This is a genomic window from Companilactobacillus insicii (assembly GCF_003946015.1).
In the GTDB taxonomy this organism is placed as follows: Bacteria; Bacillota; Bacilli; order Lactobacillales; family Lactobacillaceae; genus Companilactobacillus; species Companilactobacillus insicii.
Genome location: NZ_RHNU01000026.1, coordinates 18,747 through 36,794, shown reverse-complemented (window position 1 = coordinate 36,794; position 18,048 = coordinate 18,747). Strand labels below are relative to the sequence as shown.

Annotated in this window: 18 protein-coding genes; 5 read left to right on the top strand and 13 right to left on the bottom strand. The window is 32.6% G+C overall.

Annotated features, from left to right (window positions below; all coding sequences use genetic code 11):
* Nucleotides 1–96 precede the first annotated feature (96 nt).
* Nucleotides 97–471: an iron chaperone gene (locus tag EKM79_RS08795; protein ID WP_125567968.1), complete on the bottom strand. Its 375-nt coding sequence runs from the start codon at nt 469–471 to the stop codon at nt 97–99.
* Between the two features lie 45 nt (nt 472–516).
* A complete protein-coding gene (locus EKM79_RS08790; RefSeq protein WP_125567978.1) occupies nt 517–1,686 on the bottom strand; it encodes an iron-containing alcohol dehydrogenase in 1,170 nt (389 codons plus the stop codon).
* Between the two features lie 462 nt (nt 1,687–2,148).
* Between EKM79_RS08790 and EKM79_RS08785 the strand changes: the two genes are divergently transcribed.
* Nucleotides 2,149–3,084, top strand: coding sequence for a CPBP family intramembrane glutamic endopeptidase (locus EKM79_RS08785; RefSeq protein ID WP_164506055.1), 936 nt, complete (start codon nt 2,149–2,151; stop codon nt 3,082–3,084).
* A 28-nt stretch (nt 3,085–3,112) separates the two neighbouring features.
* Here EKM79_RS08785 and EKM79_RS08780 read toward each other — a convergent pair whose 3' ends face one another.
* Complete coding sequence (locus EKM79_RS08780; RefSeq protein ID WP_125567964.1) at nt 3,113–4,855, bottom strand: hypothetical protein; 1,743 nt, start codon at nt 4,853–4,855, stop codon at nt 3,113–3,115.
* 259 nt (nt 4,856–5,114) lie between these two features.
* Between EKM79_RS08780 and nfsA the strand changes: the two genes are divergently transcribed.
* Nucleotides 5,115–5,852, top strand: coding sequence for an oxygen-insensitive NADPH nitroreductase (gene nfsA, locus EKM79_RS08775; RefSeq protein WP_125567976.1), 738 nt, complete (start codon nt 5,115–5,117; stop codon nt 5,850–5,852).
* A 60-nt stretch (nt 5,853–5,912) separates the two neighbouring features.
* Here nfsA and EKM79_RS08770 read toward each other — a convergent pair whose 3' ends face one another.
* Both EKM79_RS08770 and EKM79_RS08765 read right to left on the bottom strand, forming a co-directional pair.
* Nucleotides 5,913–7,208 (bottom strand): SLAP domain-containing protein, encoded by a 1,296-nt coding sequence (locus EKM79_RS08770; RefSeq protein WP_125567962.1) that lies wholly within the window; start codon nt 7,206–7,208, stop codon nt 5,913–5,915.
* Between the two features lie 182 nt (nt 7,209–7,390).
* Entirely contained in the window at nt 7,391–7,960 is a 570-nt protein-coding gene (locus EKM79_RS08765; RefSeq protein ID WP_125567960.1) for an LOG family protein, read from the bottom strand.
* 195 nt (nt 7,961–8,155) lie between these two features.
* Here EKM79_RS08765 and EKM79_RS08760 point away from each other — a divergent pair, with 195 nt between their 5' ends.
* Nucleotides 8,156–8,764 (top strand): SDR family oxidoreductase, encoded by a 609-nt coding sequence (locus tag EKM79_RS08760; protein WP_125567958.1) that lies wholly within the window; start codon nt 8,156–8,158, stop codon nt 8,762–8,764.
* Here EKM79_RS08760 and EKM79_RS08755 read toward each other — a convergent pair.
* The 3 genes from EKM79_RS08755 to EKM79_RS08745 form a co-directional block, all read right to left on the bottom strand.
* Complete coding sequence (locus tag EKM79_RS08755) at nt 8,759–10,135, bottom strand: MFS transporter (RefSeq protein WP_125567956.1); 1,377 nt, start codon at nt 10,133–10,135, stop codon at nt 8,759–8,761. The two genes, EKM79_RS08760 and EKM79_RS08755, sit on opposite strands and share 6 nt — an antisense overlap.
* A gap of 127 nt (nt 10,136–10,262) precedes the next feature.
* Nucleotides 10,263–10,544 carry an ArsR/SmtB family transcription factor gene (locus EKM79_RS08750; protein ID WP_125567954.1) on the bottom strand — a complete coding sequence of 94 codons (282 nt, stop codon included), beginning with the start codon at nt 10,542–10,544 and terminating at the stop codon, nt 10,263–10,265.
* A gap of 28 nt (nt 10,545–10,572) precedes the next feature.
* Complete coding sequence (locus tag EKM79_RS08745; protein WP_125567952.1) at nt 10,573–11,205, bottom strand: NUDIX hydrolase; 633 nt, start codon at nt 11,203–11,205, stop codon at nt 10,573–10,575.
* A 122-nt stretch (nt 11,206–11,327) separates the two neighbouring features.
* Here EKM79_RS08745 and EKM79_RS08740 point away from each other — a divergent pair, with 122 nt between their 5' ends.
* A complete protein-coding gene (locus EKM79_RS08740; protein WP_125567950.1) occupies nt 11,328–11,927 on the top strand; it encodes an SAP domain-containing protein in 600 nt (199 codons plus the stop codon).
* An 86-nt stretch (nt 11,928–12,013) separates the two neighbouring features.
* Here the strand turns inward: EKM79_RS08740 and EKM79_RS08735 are convergent, their stop codons facing one another.
* The 4 genes from EKM79_RS08735 to EKM79_RS08720 form a co-directional block, all read right to left on the bottom strand.
* Nucleotides 12,014–12,826: an alpha/beta hydrolase gene (locus EKM79_RS08735; protein WP_125567948.1), complete on the bottom strand. Its 813-nt coding sequence runs from the start codon at nt 12,824–12,826 to the stop codon at nt 12,014–12,016.
* A complete protein-coding gene (locus EKM79_RS08730; RefSeq protein WP_125567946.1) occupies nt 12,823–14,100 on the bottom strand; it encodes a PTS transporter subunit EIIC in 1,278 nt (425 codons plus the stop codon). The genes EKM79_RS08735 and EKM79_RS08730 overlap by 4 nt, the downstream gene beginning before the upstream one ends.
* Nucleotides 14,101–14,175: 75 nt before the next feature.
* Nucleotides 14,176–15,057, bottom strand: coding sequence for a cation diffusion facilitator family transporter (locus EKM79_RS08725; protein ID WP_164506054.1), 882 nt, complete (start codon nt 15,055–15,057; stop codon nt 14,176–14,178).
* A gap of 1 nt (nt 15,058) precedes the next feature.
* Entirely contained in the window at nt 15,059–16,375 is a 1,317-nt protein-coding gene (locus EKM79_RS08720) for a YhgE/Pip domain-containing protein (RefSeq protein WP_125567942.1), read from the bottom strand.
* A 238-nt stretch (nt 16,376–16,613) separates the two neighbouring features.
* Here EKM79_RS08720 and EKM79_RS08715 point away from each other — a divergent pair, with 238 nt between their 5' ends.
* Nucleotides 16,614–17,183, top strand: a complete 570-nt coding sequence (locus tag EKM79_RS08715) for a TetR family transcriptional regulator (protein WP_246005657.1) — start codon at nt 16,614–16,616, stop codon at nt 17,181–17,183.
* An 82-nt stretch (nt 17,184–17,265) separates the two neighbouring features.
* Here the strand turns inward: EKM79_RS08715 and EKM79_RS08710 are convergent, their stop codons facing one another.
* Nucleotides 17,266–18,012, bottom strand: coding sequence for an HAD-IIB family hydrolase (locus tag EKM79_RS08710; protein ID WP_164506053.1), 747 nt, complete (start codon nt 18,010–18,012; stop codon nt 17,266–17,268).
* Nucleotides 18,013–18,048 lie beyond the last annotated feature (36 nt).

Here is an 18,048-nt window from a genome sequence, read left to right as displayed (position 1 = left end):
TGTCACCAGTAGAATACCGGGAACATGCTTTAGCAGCTTAAATATTTAATTTTGTCTAACTTTTGTCTTGCACTTCAAAAATCCCGATAGCTTGTTTTATTTTTTGCGCCAAAATGTATCACAGTCTTTTTTATCCTCGATGTTGAATTCAATGATTTCCCTCAATAAATCATAATCAACATCCTGGTCGAAACCTATTCTAAATAGTTTTGTACCGTGACTATAACCAGAATCCTCAGCCCGTGATACAAATAAATCCATCCATTTTTCTTCAGGGGCAACTGAAATGTGCTTCTTAGCAATACTGAACCCGATAATAAACGTTCCATGATCTGTGAACATCGGTTGCTTCCAAGCAAAGCGCTTCTCTAAGTTTGGAAAATTCCCGTGAACCCAATCAATAATCTGTATCATTCGTGTACGATGTGACTCATCTTCAATACTATTTAGATAATCTTCAAAGACATCCATAAACCATTCTCCATATACTAAAATTTTCTTTAGTATACCAAAATTCTAATTAGCATCATATGCTTCTTGATATAATTGAATCAGTTCTTCTTTCGTAGCTTTGCGTGGATTTGAAAATGCATTTCCATCCTTCAAAGCATTTTCAGCCATCATTGGAAAGTCTTCAATCTTTGCTCCAATTTCCTTGATACTCTTAGGAATACCAACGTCAATTGCCATTTGTTTCATTGCCTTAATTGACAATTCTGCTGCATCACGGATTGATAGTCCGTCTGTATTCTCACCCATGATTTCAGCTAGTTTGGCAAATCTTTCCGGACAAGCAATCAAATTGAACTTTTCGACATACGGTAACAATAATGCACAACATACACCATGCGGAGCGTCATATTGTCCGCCTAGTTGATGAGCCATTGCATGAACATAGCCAAGATCAGCATTATTGAATGCCATACCTGCTAACATTTCTGCCTCAACCATCTTAGTTCTCGCCTCAATATTATGGCCATTAGCTACTACTTCGCGGAGACTACCCTCAATTAATTGAATTGCTTTTTCACATTGACTATCTGTAATATCATTGCGATTAGTTGAAACGTAAGGTTCAATTGCCTGCACAAAAGCATCCATACCAGTAGCAGCAGTCATGCCACGTGGAACGTCCAACATCAACATTGGATCATTGAATGACACTAGTGGGATATTACGCCATGAGACGACCACAAACTTCAAATGTGTTTCAGTATTAGTGATAACACAATGTCTAGTAAGTTCTGATCCTGTTCCAGCAGTGGTATTTACAGCCATCAATGGTGGTAGTGGATTATCAAGAGTTTCAATTCCAGCTAACTTAGTAATATCATCACCATTCGTCAAAATAATACCAGTACCTTTACCAGTATCATGAGCCGATCCACCTCCGACTGTAATGATACTGTCACAGCCCTTCTCGATATATAGTTTTTTGGCAGCTTGAATATTACGTACCTTAGGATTTGGCTCTACTCCATCATAAACCACAAAATCAATCCCTGCAGTTCTCAAAGATTTTGCAGTTTGCTCAAACGGTCCATTGGGAAGTTTCTCTAAAAATGTATCAGTTACTACTAATGGACGTTTCATATTCAAAATTTTTGCACGTTCACCAATCTTCTCAATTACGCCTGGTCCAAAAAAATTAACACTTGGCATTAAAAAATCAAAATTTCTCATAATCTCATAACCTTTCAGTGAATCTTTTGATATTTTTAATAATATCATTTATGAAAGCGGTTTAAAATATGATGCTTAATTATTATAAAATGATGCCAATAAAGTGATAATCACGTTTTTGAATCGTGATTCGTCAATAATAAAAATCATTAAAATATTAGTATCTATTTTGTAACTTATGATTTAAAATTTAGTTAATAAAGGGAGAATATTATGAGAAATATATCCGTAATTTACAAACAAAGCAATGATTATCATCCAATATTAGAGTATATATATTATTCACAAATACTAATAAACACAATTTTGGTGTGGGCAAATTTTTTCACTACCAATCAAGATATCTTTAGTTCTATTTTTTTAACGCTTCTAAATTTAGGTGGGATATTCGTTATACATCCAAAACACGATATAGCAATTATAAATACTTACTTTCAGGCAATATTTCAGATCATATCTAATTATTTGAGCTTCAATTACTTTATTTTATTAACGCAAGACTTCTTACCTTGGAATACCAGTCTGGGATTAGTTCTAACCAGTATAGTCTTTCTGTTAATGTACATCCCCACATCAATTATTATTTGGCCACACATCTTTGGATATATTAGTAAATTACTAATGTCATTCTTGTTAATAATAACTATAATGTCATCATTCAGTTTTGTTATTACAAAAACCATTTTGAATAACAATACAATTGCCCATTTACTATCCACTACACAAGTATTAGATGCAGTTGTCTTATTTATTACCTTTTCGATAATTATGAAAAACTGGGGATTCGATTTACCTAGTTATAAGTTAGCTCATAAAACTAGTCCAAGAATATTAATTGCCCTATTTGTCATTTGTGTTTACTTTTTATTTAAAAATTCATTCGGTGCGGGTAGCAACTACTTCAAAACATTTTATATGTTTGACTTCTCTGGAATTCATATAACTTTGAAATATATTTTTTCTGGATTGGAAGCAGGAATTGCTGAAGAAACAATATTCAGATACGTCTTTCTTACTTTCTTATTAATGTATTTTAAAAACTTTAAATATAAGATTTTTTATTCTGCTTTGATTAATAGTACCGTATTCAGTTTGATTCATTTATTAAACCTCACATCAGGACAAGATATTCAAAACACATTGATCCAAGCTTTAGGAGCATTTGGAATCGGTATGCTATTTAGTGCAATTTATTTATACACGGGATTGTTTATCTGGCCAGTAATTATGCATTCATTGATTGATATTCTGTCATTCAGTCAACAGGGAATGATCATGAGTGGTAAAGTAACAATCGACTATGTACTCGGAATGATACTCCTAGTCTTATTTTATTTAGCTGTATCGCTTTATCTACTCAAAGAAACACGGATTCGGGAACAAAACCTGTGGTTCAACTAAAAAAACTTCAACCAATGTTGAAGTTTTTTTAATCTGTTGAGGTTATATTGTCGACACCGTCAACAATTTGATAGACAAAAACGTAATTATATTCTGTCGGCATAACGAAGATTGGAACTTCATCTGATACAGAAATATACGTATGTCTCTTCTTATTTAGAAATTCTAGTCCAACAAATAAGAGTGTTAAGGCTGATATCATCAAACTTATTTTTTGAATAAAAGTATTCTCATACTGAATCTTAACCGTACCACTTCCGGTTAAATCAATATTGGTTAAACCTGTTTTAGAAATTCTTGGGGATGTCGACTTTCCAGTTCCGTACACTTCAGTTTGATAACCTTTGTAATAAATCAGCGGCAATTGTATCTTTGCCGTTTTACCGTATGTATTGAAATTAAAAGCAATGTATTGACGATTGATAGTCGAATCGTTGATATCCACGTTAGAGGAATCATAATTAATAACCCGGTTCTTATGATCCAGAACTTCTGGATAACTCACCTGACTTGGTAAGTACTCATGACCAGCACCAATATAATAACTATCAATTTTGTTAAATGTCTTATATGATTCTAATCTATCAGTTGAACTAGAAACTGTTTGTTGTCCCAGTCCGATGGATAATAAAGCAATTATCAATACAAAACTGCAAGTAAAAAATTTATTATCAAATAATTTTAGATCATCGTTTGACAACAAATAAGCTACTATTAACGAAATTATTGAGAAGAATCGCCATGGAAATTGAATAACCGCAAAGACTGAATGACTAAGGTACTTCCATGGAAAAATATTTGTACAAGCCACAAAAAAGAACAGCATAATCACAGTTAAATCAACATTTTTAGTGTGAGATAAATTATAAATAGTATAAATAATTAATCCTATCAAGATAACTGCTCCAATATTCACCGTATCAGCATGGAAAACTTGATTCATTAATGAATTTTTTAATAGATCTTGCATAGAAATAACTTCATTGGTGATATTAATCAAAGGATCAGTTGTTAATGCATATCTTTGACCATGCATCTGCTCCAGTATTGGTAAATATATCCCTGCAGTAATCCCTAAAGTCAATCCTGCAGCTTTGAGTATTGCAATTATTTTTTTCTTATTCAAAAATGACTTAATATTTAATAAAACATACATTATAGAAAAACAAATTATCATGAATAACGAAATAGTATGTGAACATCCTATTCCAATCATTGCAAAAGCCAATACATGCAACTGTTTAAAATTACCATTCTTGAAGTTAATGAGCTCAGAAAGAACTAGGGGAAAAAACATCATCCCCATCAATTCGCCCAAATCTTGTCTGCTAAACAAAGTCTGAAGCCGATAAGCATTAAATGTATAAATGAACGTAAATAATAGAGCTTTTTGTGGTACCAAGTTTAATCTCTTGCCTGCTATATAACCAATCCACATAGTTACAAAATTAATCATAATTAAAGTAAACAAATATGAAATTGTAGGTGAAGCTCCAGCAACTCTCAATAATGCGGCTGGATACAAGAAAATATCCGGATAAAATAAACTGGATGCATAACCATATCCGCCGATAAAATGACCATCAACTTTAGGCCAAAAATTCAAATGTTTAATTGAGCTTGCTAAAGTTTCAATTCGATCTAAGTGATAATGAAAATCACCTGTAGCAAAAATATAACCCAAATGCCAATCAACCAAACCGATCAAAACAGTACTTAACAATAGGAACAATAACAAAATAAGATAGTTCTCTTTAAATAACTTTTTCATAATCATTCCACACCTTGGTTTTTACTCATTTTGATTGAATTTTAACTATCAATCTATAATGAATCCAATAATATGAAATGAATCATTTTGTACAATCTTGATCAATCACTGGCATATCAGTGTTTTGGGAAATATTCTTATACGAAATGTATTATTCGGCAGCAAATATATCTTCAATTGAAGATATATATTTAAAACAAAATAATCTCGTTAATGCTATCCTAATAGATAGTTAAATATCTAAAAAAGAGGTTTTATGATGAATTCTACTATTGAAAATATGCTCAAACATACTTCTGTACGAAGTTTTACAGATCAACCTATTACATCTCAACAAAAAAGTGAATTAATTGCCGCCGCACAACATGGATCAACTAGCGAATTCGTTCAAGCCTTTTCCATCATTGAAATAACAGATCAAAAATTACGCAATGAATTATCGGACATCACAATAAGTTCTCCTCACGTTAAAGAAGCTGATACCTTCTACGTATTTATTGCTGACTTACATCGTCAGGCTAATATTCTAAGAGCTAATAACCAAAGTATCGATAGTATCAAGAATATGGAGGCATTACTTGTTTCTACCATCGATACAACAATAGCCGCCCAAAATATGGCGACAGCCGCTGAATCAATGGGACTGGGAATCTGTTACATCGGTAGTTTACGCAATAATATTAATCAAGTGGCTAAACTATTAAATTTGCCAGATTTCACAGTTCCGCTATTTGGAATGACGATTGGCGTTCCAAGTGAAAAAAATCAATTAAAACCTAGAATGCCTGAAATAAACCAGGTTTCAACAAACTCATACAATGAAGATCAATTCAATAACTTAGATGATTATGACAAAGTGGTTAAAAGTTATTACAATAATCGAAAAAATCATCCAGCAAATACTTCATGGAGTGAGAAAAATTTAGCAATTTTCAAAGAAGTCCATCGTCCTGATGTAGCTGACTTCTTAAGAAAACAAGGTTTTTCACTTAACTGATATAAAAAGTGCACCAGGTCGAAAACGACCTGGTGCATTTGTTTTATTCAACATATTAAATTAAAAATTCAAAGCAAAACTTGGTTCTTTAACAGCAATACTTGGTACTGAATCACTATCCCCAGCTGACATACTTACACCTTTATAAGCATTGTCACCGCTGATTTTGACCCATTCATTGCTGGATACCTGACCCCAATAGATATTCTTGCTATTAACAACAACCTTAACTACTTTCCAAGATGTACCATTTGGTAATGTTCTAGACATTGAATTTGTTGCTGTATCATATACTTTTTGATTGCCTATCAAAGTAACAGTTATGGAATTATCAGCTGGTACATAAGTACGTTTTACCCACTGGTTAGTTGCTACTCTATAATATCTAAAACCATTAACAACTTTAATTTGATCAACTTTCCATGACGTACCTGCATCCAAATGATTACCAGTAGCTACTCCATTATCGTTAACAATAGCAGTCTCATTAGCACCAATAGTTACGGTTGTATTAACCTTGGCAACTTCAACATTAGAATTGTTGTTTGAATTATCGTTTGAATTGTTATTAGAACTATTGCCTGTAGTCTTGAACGCAATAGCCAATGCGTACTCATTTGTTGCGACTTGATAATAATCATTACCTTGAATGTTAACCCTTTGTCCTAACTTCCAAGATGAACCTGCAGGTAATACAACCCCATTAGATTTTCCGTTAATATCAACAACTTTTACAGCATAACCTAGAGTTCCAACGCTACCACTTTGATTAGTGTTAGATGATGTATTGTCGTTATTTGAAGTGGATGAACCAGCATCAATCAATGTTGAACCTGAGGCAAGAATATATTCAGTTCCACTAACTTGATAATAGTTATTGCCATTAATAACAACATGAGGGTTCAAAACCTTCCACGCTGAACCAACTGATAGTACTCTGCCAGTTGCTACACCGTTAGCGTTATAAACAGCTCCTCCACCTTGTTGAATGGTGGCGACTGGATCATCTAACGTTAATCTGCTATCGGTGTCAACGTTATTTTGCACCTTATTGTCAGCACCTACGATATCCATGCCATCAGCTGCAGCATACTCATTAGTAGAAACCTGATAGTAAGTTACCCCATCTTTGTTGAAAGATGAACCTAACTTCCAAGATGTGTAATTAGGTAATGACTTATTAGGAATAAGATTCCCATTGCTATCATAAAGTGCATTACCACCACGCCTGATAGTACCAGTCAAGCTTGTATCCGCAGCTCTAACTGATACTGATGAATTAGATATTGAATTAAGTGCAGTTGGTGCCATCAAAATTGCTAATGATGATGCTAAGGCTAGTCTTTTCTTGTTCATTTTAAAATTCCTCTTTATTTATATTTAAGTTAAAAATCTAATCATTACTTACATAATAAATTATACAGCGTTAAGAATATTTGTCGGATATTGGCAAGATACTTAATGAATTCTTTACTTACGAATAAGATCATCGCTCGCAAAAAAAGTCTCCCAAACTTGGAGAGACCCTTTTAAATGAATTATTTAGAATATTGACGAATAATTGGTGGAATATAATTATTCATAAAATCGTATATATCATCTAATGAATCGGAAAAGAACAACTTATTCCTGTCATCTGATGTTAAAAAGCCTTTATTAGTCATATCATCAAACATAAGTTTTAGCGGATTAAAATACCCATCCACATTGTAAAGAACACATGGATTAACATTATCTCCTAGCCTTGCCCATGAGAATGCTTCAATGATCTCCTCCAAAGTACCAGGTCCACCGGGAAGTGCAATACAACCATCGGATAACTCCAACATTTGTTGTTTACGAATTGACATATTTGGTACCACTTGTAAATCTGTTAACCCATCGTAAGCCGCACCTCGATCAACTAACTCTTGTGGCATAATTCCGTATACTAGTCCTTTTTTATCAAGTACCTCTTGGGCTAAGATTCCCATCAGGCCAACTCCACCGCCACCATATACAAGGTCTAAATTATTATCAACTAACCAATCAGCTAATCTCACTGCTGCTTGCTTATAAATATCATTGTTCCCACTAGATGCTCCACAGTACACTGCAATCCGTTTCATTATTTTCTCCTTTTTTGTTTAGAAATAACTTTAACACATACACATGGATTTATATTACGAGCTTTTTTATATAAAAAATAACCATCATTATGAATGCATTTTTGAATCTTATCAAAAGGTTGAATTGAACATAATTCAAAATAATGCGTTAGGATGGACGTGTAATAGAGAAGTAAAAATAATGGAGGTAGCGTAATGGAAAACATACTAATTATTGGTGCAACAAGCTTAATGGGACAAACAGCAGCAAAATTCTTTTTAAATAAAACAGATGATAACATCACTTTGATGTCACGGTACACTAATCTACTAACAATAGACGAAAAACGTGAACGAGTATTTAAAGGAGATATTATTGACGAAAAAATTTTGGATGACGCAATGAAAGGAATCGATGTAGTATTAGTATCTCTCGATAGTAATGAGGAACTTCTGATTCAAAAGATAATTGATGCCATGGACAAAGAAGGAGTCAAACGATTCTTATTCTTAACATCTATGGGACTATGCAATGAAATCCCTGTAACCAATGGTGCATCAGGTAATATAAGTGATGAAAAAATATTAGAACCTTATCAGCAAGTAGTTGATGCAATTAAGAATTCCGATTTAAATTACACAATTGTTCGTTTGAGTTGGTTGGACAATGGACACGATATTAAAAATTACGAAGTAGTCAATGAAGGTAAAGCACCCGAAACAAGCGAAGTAGCCAGTGTAAGTGTAGCTGACCTTCTAGTTCGTCTAGCTCATGATGACAAATTGGGAGCCTATGACAGCTTAGCCATTAGTAGAAAATCATAAAAATTGTTTCAATTTGTTTTTGAAACGAATTGAAAATATTGTACCCAATATGGAGATAATTCCAGAACTAAACATTACTAATTTAAATCCATTAGTAAATAATTTTGCATTCGAAGTTCCTCCAAATTTATAGAAAACCAAAACTGAAACTGTTGTTCCTACCGCACCTCCGAGCAATCGGAACACATTGTATATTCCTGATGCTTTACCAATATCAATCTTATCTACAGATCCTAATACTGCTTTTTGTAAGGCTGGACCAGCCATAGATAAACCCACTCCAGCTAATGCTAGTGGTAAAACCATAATTAAGTATGAACTGTGTTCATTTACAAAAATCATTATTAGAAGATAACCAACACCTTGAAATAATAAACCCAATGTAGAAATCATTTTTTCACCGTATTTGTCAACTGACTTTCCGGCAAATGGAGCAACTATAACTAATGTCCCTGTCCATGGAAGTATCTTTAATCCTGCATCTAAAGAACTAGATTTGCCGACAACTTGTAAAAACTGTGGCAAAAAAAATACGACTCCGTACATAGAACCGTAAAGTAAAAATGTGGCAATATTTCCACCGGAGAAAGTTACTGACTTAAAATATCCTAGTGGAATCATAGGTCTATCTTCACCCTTTTGACGAAATACAAACCATATCCCTGACAACAAACTAAAAATTCCGATTACTGAGGGTAATAATAATGAACTAGTAGAAGTTATTTCTGACAAAGACCAAATAATACCGGCGGAAGTAATAATAATTAAAAGCGCATCTAATATATTAGTTTTGTCTCCATCTCCAGTACTTTCCGGTAGAATTTTTTTAGATAAACAAATAGCAATGATTCCAATCGGTACATTTATCCAAAATATCCATTGCCACGTAAATTGTGTAACTATGAAACCACCTAAGGATGGTCCAACAATCAGCGCTAGACCACCTATACCACTCCAAATACCTAATGCCTTACCGCGTTCTGAAATCGGTAAGGCATTTGTTAAAATAGCCATAGACATCGGCGTCATAACTGATGCACCAATTCCCTCAATCACACGAGCGAACACAAGAAAGGTTATGTTATCAGATATTGCACAAAGAATTGATCCCAAAGTAAAAATAAAAATACCGATGTTGTAAATCTTACGTCGACCAAGTCGTTCTCCCAAAGATACACCCACCAACAGTACAGCCGCAATTGTGATATTGTAGGCATTCATTGCCCATTGCAAAGTACTAACTGTAATATTAAAATCACTTCGAATTGCCGTTGATGCCGTGGTTACAATCATCGAATCCATCATCGACATAAAGAATCCTAATGATGTTAATGCCAAAATCCAACTTGATTTAACTTGCTTATTCTCCATTCGTATTTTCCCCATTCATTTTTTATTCAAAAATAGTTCAAATATTTTTGAACTATTTAAAACTAACATTCTATAAAAAATATGACAAGAAAAATGACAAACAAAAAGAGAGTGTAAATATACACTCTCAAATATTTTTATAAAAATTAGTAATAAATTTATCAAAGCACTCAGGATTAAGACTTACATATTTTTCTCGAGCTTCTTTCCTAGCGTTAATCAGTCCGGCTTCTTGAAGTATCTTAAAATGATAAGATCCTGAAGTCTTACTAATATTCAATGCCTTACCTACTTCACCACATGATATTTCATTATCAACATGTTTTAAATATTCAACAATTTCAAGTCTTGCTGGATCTGCCAAAGCTTTAAAAACAGCTAATTGTTTAACATTATTTGTATTCATCATGCTTCAAATTTTACTCGATTAAAACAACTTAATCAAAAATTGTTTCCCAAATATCACTCTTATGCGACTCAAAAGCTAATTCCAAGTCTTCTGGAATATTTCGATTCAAAGACAGCTTTAATTCTAACGCTTCAGCTAATGTGAAATATCTTGCTTCATCAGTTTCTGAATTATCAATATCAGTTAATTTATTATCATCTGGTATGCACTCAATTATGTGTCGGTAAATATAACTAAGATTTTTCTTAGCATAATCATGCTTTTGGATGTCCCTAACTGCGATTAGTCGTTTAGGAGTCACATGTATACCAGCTTCTTCGTGAGTCTCTTTAATAGCTATCTCTCCTGCCGAATATCCAATGTCAGCCCAACCACCAGGAATAGACCAAGTATCGCTCAACTTTTCGTTTACCAACAGTATCTTACCTTCACTATTAAAAGTAACAGCTCGGACATCCACCTTAGGAGTTACATAACCATTGTCAGAATCAAAGAAGATATCCAACTGTTGCTCATTCGCACCAGTATATTTAGCAGTAATGACTTTAGCAACATCCTCTAACTGTTCATATCGTTCCATGTCAAAAACATCTTTGGTATAATGTTTACCAGATTGTGCAATGGCTTGTAATTGTTGTAGCAATATTTCTAAACTATCCATGAATTATCTCCTGTTATTAAGTAATTAATACTTGTATGAAAATAAGATTATCATAATGAAAGTATGCTTTGTTACGAGCTTTTTTATAGAAAATACTCAAATAATAATTTAAGGATATAAATATGATTTCATTAATTAAGCAAATCCAAAATCATCAAATAGGTTCTGAAGAATTTAAAGAAAAATATTTATATAAAACCGAATTACAAGAAATTTGTCGCAAATTAAATTTAAACTCATCTGGAACCAAAAATGATTTAAATCAAAAAATTATTCGATATTTAAATAACGAAAAGCAAATTTCTACTACCAGCACTAATAACAAATTAAATTCCAAATTGACAAATTCCACAAAAATAATTGATGGAGTAAAACTTAATCAGGAATTACGTAATTTTATGGCTAAACATTATGGATTAGATTCGTTCAAATTTTCAAAACAAATGGCGGTTACCATTAGAACCGCAAAATTGAATAACAATTCAAATATAACTGTACAAACATTAATTGATATTCAAGACGGCAAGACAACGGTAAATACCGATAAAGATGATGTTAGTTATCAATGGAATCAATTCGTAAAGGACTTTTGTGCAGATCCAATTAATAAAGACATCGACACTAAATTAGTCATGGCTGCAAAACTATGGAAAATTGCTAAAACTCAAAAAAGTAAAAAATATACCCGGGAACTATTTGAATATTTGTCCTATATAAAATAGGGAAAAATTGCCCTGACATGACTTCATATTAAAAGAGCTCCATTACAGAAACCAAACGTTTCTGTAATGGAGCTTTTCTTGTATATTTAGAAAAAAGTTTTCTGCACCAAATTTACAACTTGAGGATTCTGTGGTAAATCAGAGTGTTCTGCATTACTACCTGTGACAGTCACAACAGTGTAATTCTTAACTACTTCCTGAAAAACGTATTTTTCGGCTGCAGCACTGTTAACTGGTACTAATCCGTCTGTACTGTAATTTTGTGCACCGGTTACCGAAGTAACCTCTAGTTGTTTTGGTAAATTTTCCCGATACTTAATAAAATCAGCCAGCATTTGTGTCTGATCCGTTATAGATTGTTTGTTTAGGTTAAATGGAGATCCCATAGTCATAAACTTTTGTACCCTTACTCCCAACCTTGTTGCATCATGTTCTAAGAAATATGTATAAATCAATCCCCCATTCGAATGTCCTAAAGCATCGAAATGATTAAAGTGATAACGAATAATTAATTGTTCTAAAGCGACTCTTAACCATTCCGCTTGTTTCTTGATATTCGAATATCCATCTTTATTATTGGTAAATGCAATAACAATCACCGGATGTTTTCCAGTTAAATTAGTTGAACCAGTATAAGTTATCTTATTATTTGTTTGAACTGTTAATTTCAATAAATCATGTTTATGTATGGAGTTCTTATTTAACAACATAACTAATGAATCAAAGCGATTTTGCGTAGCATTACTACCCGGGATCATAATAACTGGATCCATTTTAGAGAAATGCTGCTGCTCTAATTCTTGCTTATTTTTTACAGCCCAGTTGTGACTTATCAAAAGCAAAATAATTAGAAACAAGCTTACAATTATCCACCTAAGATTTTTAAATACTTGCTTCATGAGCGACTCACCTTCTCATCAGATAGACCTGAAGGTAAGTGATTATCCATTAATACTTTTTCGTCTAATTTTAGAAATGGCCAATAAATCAAAGCAGAAATCCCTAAATTAAATATTCCTAAAAGCAATGCTAGCCAATTACCACCTGTTCCTAAAAATACTTGTAGGAATACTGGAGTACCTGTAGGAACTGGATAAACCATAGCTGGAATTATGTGCAAAGTAATTGCTAACGCGGCTATAAACATACTGACTAATGGAGCTAAAAAATACGGAATAACGAACGTCGGCAAAAACATAATTGGCAATCCAATCATGAGTGGCATATTTAAATTAAAAATAATTGGCAACAACGACCACCTTGCAACTATTTTAAAATCATGTAACTTGCTTTCTCTTAAAATCAGTATCACTAAGGCCAATAACATCCCAGTACTTCCAAAATTACCATAGGCTATATAAAGACTTTTGATTGTTAATGGAAAAGGAATACTCCACAAACTATGATGAATCAGTGCAACATTCAAATTAGTACTGTTACTAGTAGTACTCAAAAAGCTTAGCCCACCATCACTTAATCCTAAAAAAGTCATTAGTAATCTCAGAATACTAATACCAAATATCCAGAATATATGTGAATGAGTTGCAATTATATTGGGATTGATTTTTGAAGTTTCAATAATAATTAAATTAATCAACACAGTAAGAATTATCGCAATTAAAAACGACAAATTAACTGATAAAAATGAAGCAAAAACCCTATTCAGAAAAGATATCGGCTTCGATGGAACCGGCTTACTCCATATTTTAAAAATACTTGCAACACCAAAACCAACCAATACCCCTACAACTATTCCCGTCGATCCAATCCAGGAAATAGAAAATTGCCTATTGGAAAAACGATAAGACAGAATCAAGAAAGATATTGCACCAACTAATCCAGCTAGTTGATTATCGTGATGCATCTCCGTAGCAAACTTTGCTGTTCCGTATGCAGTTAAAATGCCTAATATTCCTAATGTGGATTCTGTTAATAGTTTAAAAAGCATTCCAGTATTTCCAATCAATCCAGTAAAATTACCTAAATGTAGTACCAGAATAGAAAAACTATTAGGCGTAAAAAAGATTAATTGAACCAACTGACTTAATGTCCCAATCAGTACAAACGGAAAAATCAATACTGCGGTTTTACGAATAACATTATTAAAGCTAATTTTTTCATGCCATTTCAATAGAAAAGGTTCTAAAGTTCTAATAATTTTTTCGGTAATCATTTTTATCACTTCTTACAAGAGCTTAAAAAACAACCAACTTAAATAGAATTCCAAAGTTGATTGCCGTTTTATACATTAAGAAACATACTGAACATCTAATTCATAAATACCACATCGTCGTTGTAAATAATTTTGCATGGTCTTTGTTAATTTCATCGTATCATTAACAGTTAGGCAGCAATCAACTTTCACAATTACCGAGATGTAAATATCATTTTCATATTCTCTACCATTAATTTTGACAATTTTTTCTATTTGGCGAAATTTCTCCAATTCAAATTTAACTTGATTTAGTGATTCATTACTAAAACCATCAATTAGTTTAAACGCACTGCTATTTAAAATGAAAAGTCCAGTTCTGAACATCAATAGGCCAATAACAATAGCTGTCAATTTATCAATCCAAGGAAATCCTAACTCAGAAGCTAAAATTGCTATACCGGTTAATATTGAAGTTATGCCATCCCATTTCTGATCTTTTGATGATGTTAACAACGGTTTACTCTGAATCTTTTTAGCAAAATAATTGTTCAGTAAAAAAATTATGAACGTCAGTATACCACTACCAATTCCTATCACTGCTGCTAATAAATCCGGCTTTTCTGAACTATTATTAATCCAGTCGATAATCCCTTTCCAAATCACCCAAAAGCTCGTTTCAATTATCAAAATGGACGTTATCAAAGTTGATATTGTCTCTGCTTTGGCATATCCAAATCGATGTTCCTGATTTTTTGGTCGTTTTGCAAAAGCAATACCCATAATAATAATTAGATATGCCAATGTATCAGTTGCACCATTGTAACCATCTGCTTTTAGGGCTGTAGATTTAGCAATATTTCCAATAACTATTTTGGCTATAGAAATAATCAGATAAAATGTGACGTTCATTGACGCAATAACTTGTGCCTGCTTTAAAACATGAATATCATTTTTTTCAAAATCTTTATAATCCAAATTATTCATCACCACCGACTACAATTGGATTTTTGATCATTGCTAATTTAAATCTAGCAATAATCAATAAATTAAGTCCAATCGTAATTGCGACCACTGTCCATAGACTACTTTGAATTGGAACACTTGTTGAAATAGTGGCACGCAATGCATTAATTAGATATGTCATTGGTAACCATTGATTCATAGATTTAGCAAATGGACTTAGTAATTGTGTTGGATATAGTCCACCAGAAGATGCTAGTTGCAATACTAAAACAATTGATACTAGCCAAGTTCCAAAACCGCCTAAGAGATTTCTCAAGCAAAAAATCAACGATAGGAACAAACTGGAACCCAACAACAATTCCAAGAATAAAACCGATTGTGATTTCACAACTAAATTGTTGAATTTAATCAGTGTAAACCATAAAACAATTGATTGAATTGTCGCTACGACACCAATAACACTAGCTTTTGAAATCCACCAACCAAGAGAACTTCTTGGGTACTTACGAGGATCGTAACCGTCATACATTGTTCCAAGTGCAATTCCACCGACATACAAACCAATCGCAATTGCAAATGGTGCCATTCCAGTACCGTTATTAGGAACTTTAGAGATATCTGTCACATCTTCTTTGATTGGGCTTGATAATATTTGGGAATTCTTAGTATCGGTACTAATTTGGGCTAATCTTTGAGCACCTGTGGCTAATGAATCAGAAATCTTTTGATTACCTGTTTTTGCAGCAACATTCATATTAGGAATTCCTGCTAATTGATAATTACCAGAAGCGGCTTGATTCATCCCAACGGTTGCTCCATTTAGTGCACTCAACACAATTTTTGAATACAATTGTGTCACTTGTTTAGAAACATTTTGTTTGATTGAAGTGGCTGCACCATTAGTTATTTTAGAAACAATGAAGTTCTGACCTGAATTCATCCGATATTTGATTGTCATTTTCTGAGGATCCTTTGTCAAAATAGTTGTAGCATTTTTCGAAAAATCCTTTGGAATAATAACTGTCATATAAACTTTTCCATTTTTTAAATCTTTCTCAGCTTTGTCATAACTCATTGTTTTAAAATTAAGCGAGTCACTCTTTTTGAGGTTCTTCGTTAAATTATTTCCAATAGCGATATCTTTGCCATTATATTCAACTTGACGATCTTGATTTACTACTGCTACAGGAATATTGTCAGTTTCCCCATAAGTATTCCACATAGAGGATAGATACAAATAACAATAAATTGCTGGAATCAAAGCAATTGCTATTAATACTACAATAAACGTCTTATTTTTCATTAAATAGGTCCATTCAGCTTTTAGCATTTTAATCACCATCCATTCAATATCTTGTACATTTCATATAATAGAAAGTTTTCAAATTTAAACAATATTCAATATTTCAATATGTGTTGATTTGTATTTGACCATTTAAATTCAAAAATAAGTCATATCAACCTTACATACTCAACATATTCAACAAAGTGTTGATTACTTGAATTTATTCTTTTTTTTAGTATTATTAGTCTCAATAAATCAACTAAGTGTTCACCGGGTGTATATTATGGAAACCAATCTCAAGATTATTCAAACAGAAATAAGAATCCAAAAAGCATTCATAAAACTAGTTAATTTAAATGGATTCGATAAACTATCAATCAAAGACCTAGTAAACCAAGCCCAAATAAATCGCGGCACTTTTTATTTACATTACTTGGATAAATATGATCTAATTGAAAAATATGAGAATGAAGTTCTACTTCAAATTGAAGATATTTTTGACAAATATCCCAAGGCTTCGCCAACTGATGTTAAAAATGAAAAGTATAATAACGCATTCTTTCAATTATTCAAATACTTATATAGCCAAAAAGAGCTTGCTGTCGTCTTGATGAAAAGCCCTGATTCAGTTATCATCCGTAAAGCCAAACTATTAATATTACGAATCGTCCATAGTGGCAAGATGTTTGAAGATAAAGTCCCGACTGATTTTGCTAACGAAATTTTGTCACAAGGAATTATTGATTTTATTCTCTATTGGTTGAGTCAAAACCCAGTGAAAAATCCTAAAGAAGCATACAATATTTTCTTGAATTCAAGAGCACTGAGTCCTGAATTACTTACCCAAGATTAAATATCCAACAAAAAAATCAGTTCGGGAAATCTTATGATTTCCACGACCTGATTTTTTTGTTGGACATTTTTGCCACAGCCTTTTACAAAAACATTTCAATATTCTTAATTATTTCATTTACATCCGCAGCGCACACGGTTTGATTGTCTACCAATGGATCTGTCTTACTAGTTATCCAAATGCCACTTTCAGCATGTTGCAACATTTCAATATCATTCATGTCATTACCAAAAGCAATATATTCAGTAATGCCAAGTTTATTAAGAGTTGAATACTTATTAACTTCACTGGCAGTTATATTTAGATTACCTTCACCAATATGACTGACAACTGATAAATTTGTATTTGCATTAAGTAACCCTGAGATTTCCTCTATTAGTTCATCGGTCAAATCTAATAAAATAACCTTAACTGGTGATTCAATCATCGATAGAGGCACTCGTCTCGCAAAATTTCCTACATCAATTTGACCATACATACAATTTGATTCTGATATTTGTGAAGCATAATTCCAATCACTATCAACAACGTAAGATAGTTGGTAACGTGTGATCAATTCAAAAATATATTCAGCATCTTTTTTGCCAATCGAATTAATAATTCGAATTTCGGATTGATTAGACACCATAGCACCATTTGCGCCAATTAATAAATTATCACTAAACTCTTCTGGCAAAACTGGTAACAAATCACGAATGGGTCTGGCGGATGCAAAAATAACTTGATTATCATTCAAAATTATTTTTTTTATTGAATTAACTATATTATCAGGAATACTTTGACCATCAAAACTTACTGTACCGTCGATATCAAACACAAAATTTTTCATTAATAATTTCTCCATAAACGTTAATACATAATTTTA

Excerpts from the sequence above, each read along its gene's own strand:
- EKM79_RS08765 (WP_125567960.1), bottom strand. The coding sequence starts at position 7,960 with ATGAAACGGATTGCAGTGTACTGTGGAGCATCTAGTGGGAACAATGAT.
- EKM79_RS08710 (WP_164506053.1), bottom strand. The coding sequence starts at position 18,012 with ATGAAAAATTTTGTGTTTGATATCGACGGTACAGTAAGTTTTGATGGT.
- EKM79_RS08715 (WP_246005657.1), top strand. The coding sequence starts at position 16,614 with ATGGAAACCAATCTCAAGATTATTCAAACAGAAATAAGAATCCAAAAA.
- EKM79_RS08760 (WP_125567958.1), top strand. The coding sequence starts at position 8,156 with ATGGAAAACATACTAATTATTGGTGCAACAAGCTTAATGGGACAAACA.
- EKM79_RS08745 (WP_125567952.1), bottom strand. The coding sequence starts at position 11,205 with ATGGATAGTTTAGAAATATTGCTACAACAATTACAAGCCATTGCACAA.
- EKM79_RS08750 (WP_125567954.1), bottom strand. The coding sequence starts at position 10,544 with ATGATGAATACAAATAATGTTAAACAATTAGCTGTTTTTAAAGCTTTG.
- EKM79_RS08740 (WP_125567950.1), top strand. The coding sequence starts at position 11,328 with ATGATTTCATTAATTAAGCAAATCCAAAATCATCAAATAGGTTCTGAA.
- nfsA (WP_125567976.1), top strand. The coding sequence starts at position 5,115 with ATGAATTCTACTATTGAAAATATGCTCAAACATACTTCTGTACGAAGT.
- EKM79_RS08795 (WP_125567968.1), bottom strand. The coding sequence starts at position 471 with ATGGATGTCTTTGAAGATTATCTAAATAGTATTGAAGATGAGTCACAT.
- EKM79_RS08770 (WP_125567962.1), bottom strand. The coding sequence starts at position 7,208 with ATGAACAAGAAAAGACTAGCCTTAGCATCATCATTAGCAATTTTGATG.
- EKM79_RS08735 (WP_125567948.1), bottom strand. The coding sequence starts at position 12,826 with ATGAAGCAAGTATTTAAAAATCTTAGGTGGATAATTGTAAGCTTGTTT.
- EKM79_RS08730 (WP_125567946.1), bottom strand. The coding sequence starts at position 14,100 with ATGATTACCGAAAAAATTATTAGAACTTTAGAACCTTTTCTATTGAAA.
- EKM79_RS08720 (WP_125567942.1), bottom strand. The coding sequence starts at position 16,375 with ATGCTAAAAGCTGAATGGACCTATTTAATGAAAAATAAGACGTTTATT.
- EKM79_RS08755 (WP_125567956.1), bottom strand. The coding sequence starts at position 10,135 with ATGGAGAATAAGCAAGTTAAATCAAGTTGGATTTTGGCATTAACATCA.
- EKM79_RS08780 (WP_125567964.1), bottom strand. The coding sequence starts at position 4,855 with ATGAAAAAGTTATTTAAAGAGAACTATCTTATTTTGTTATTGTTCCTA.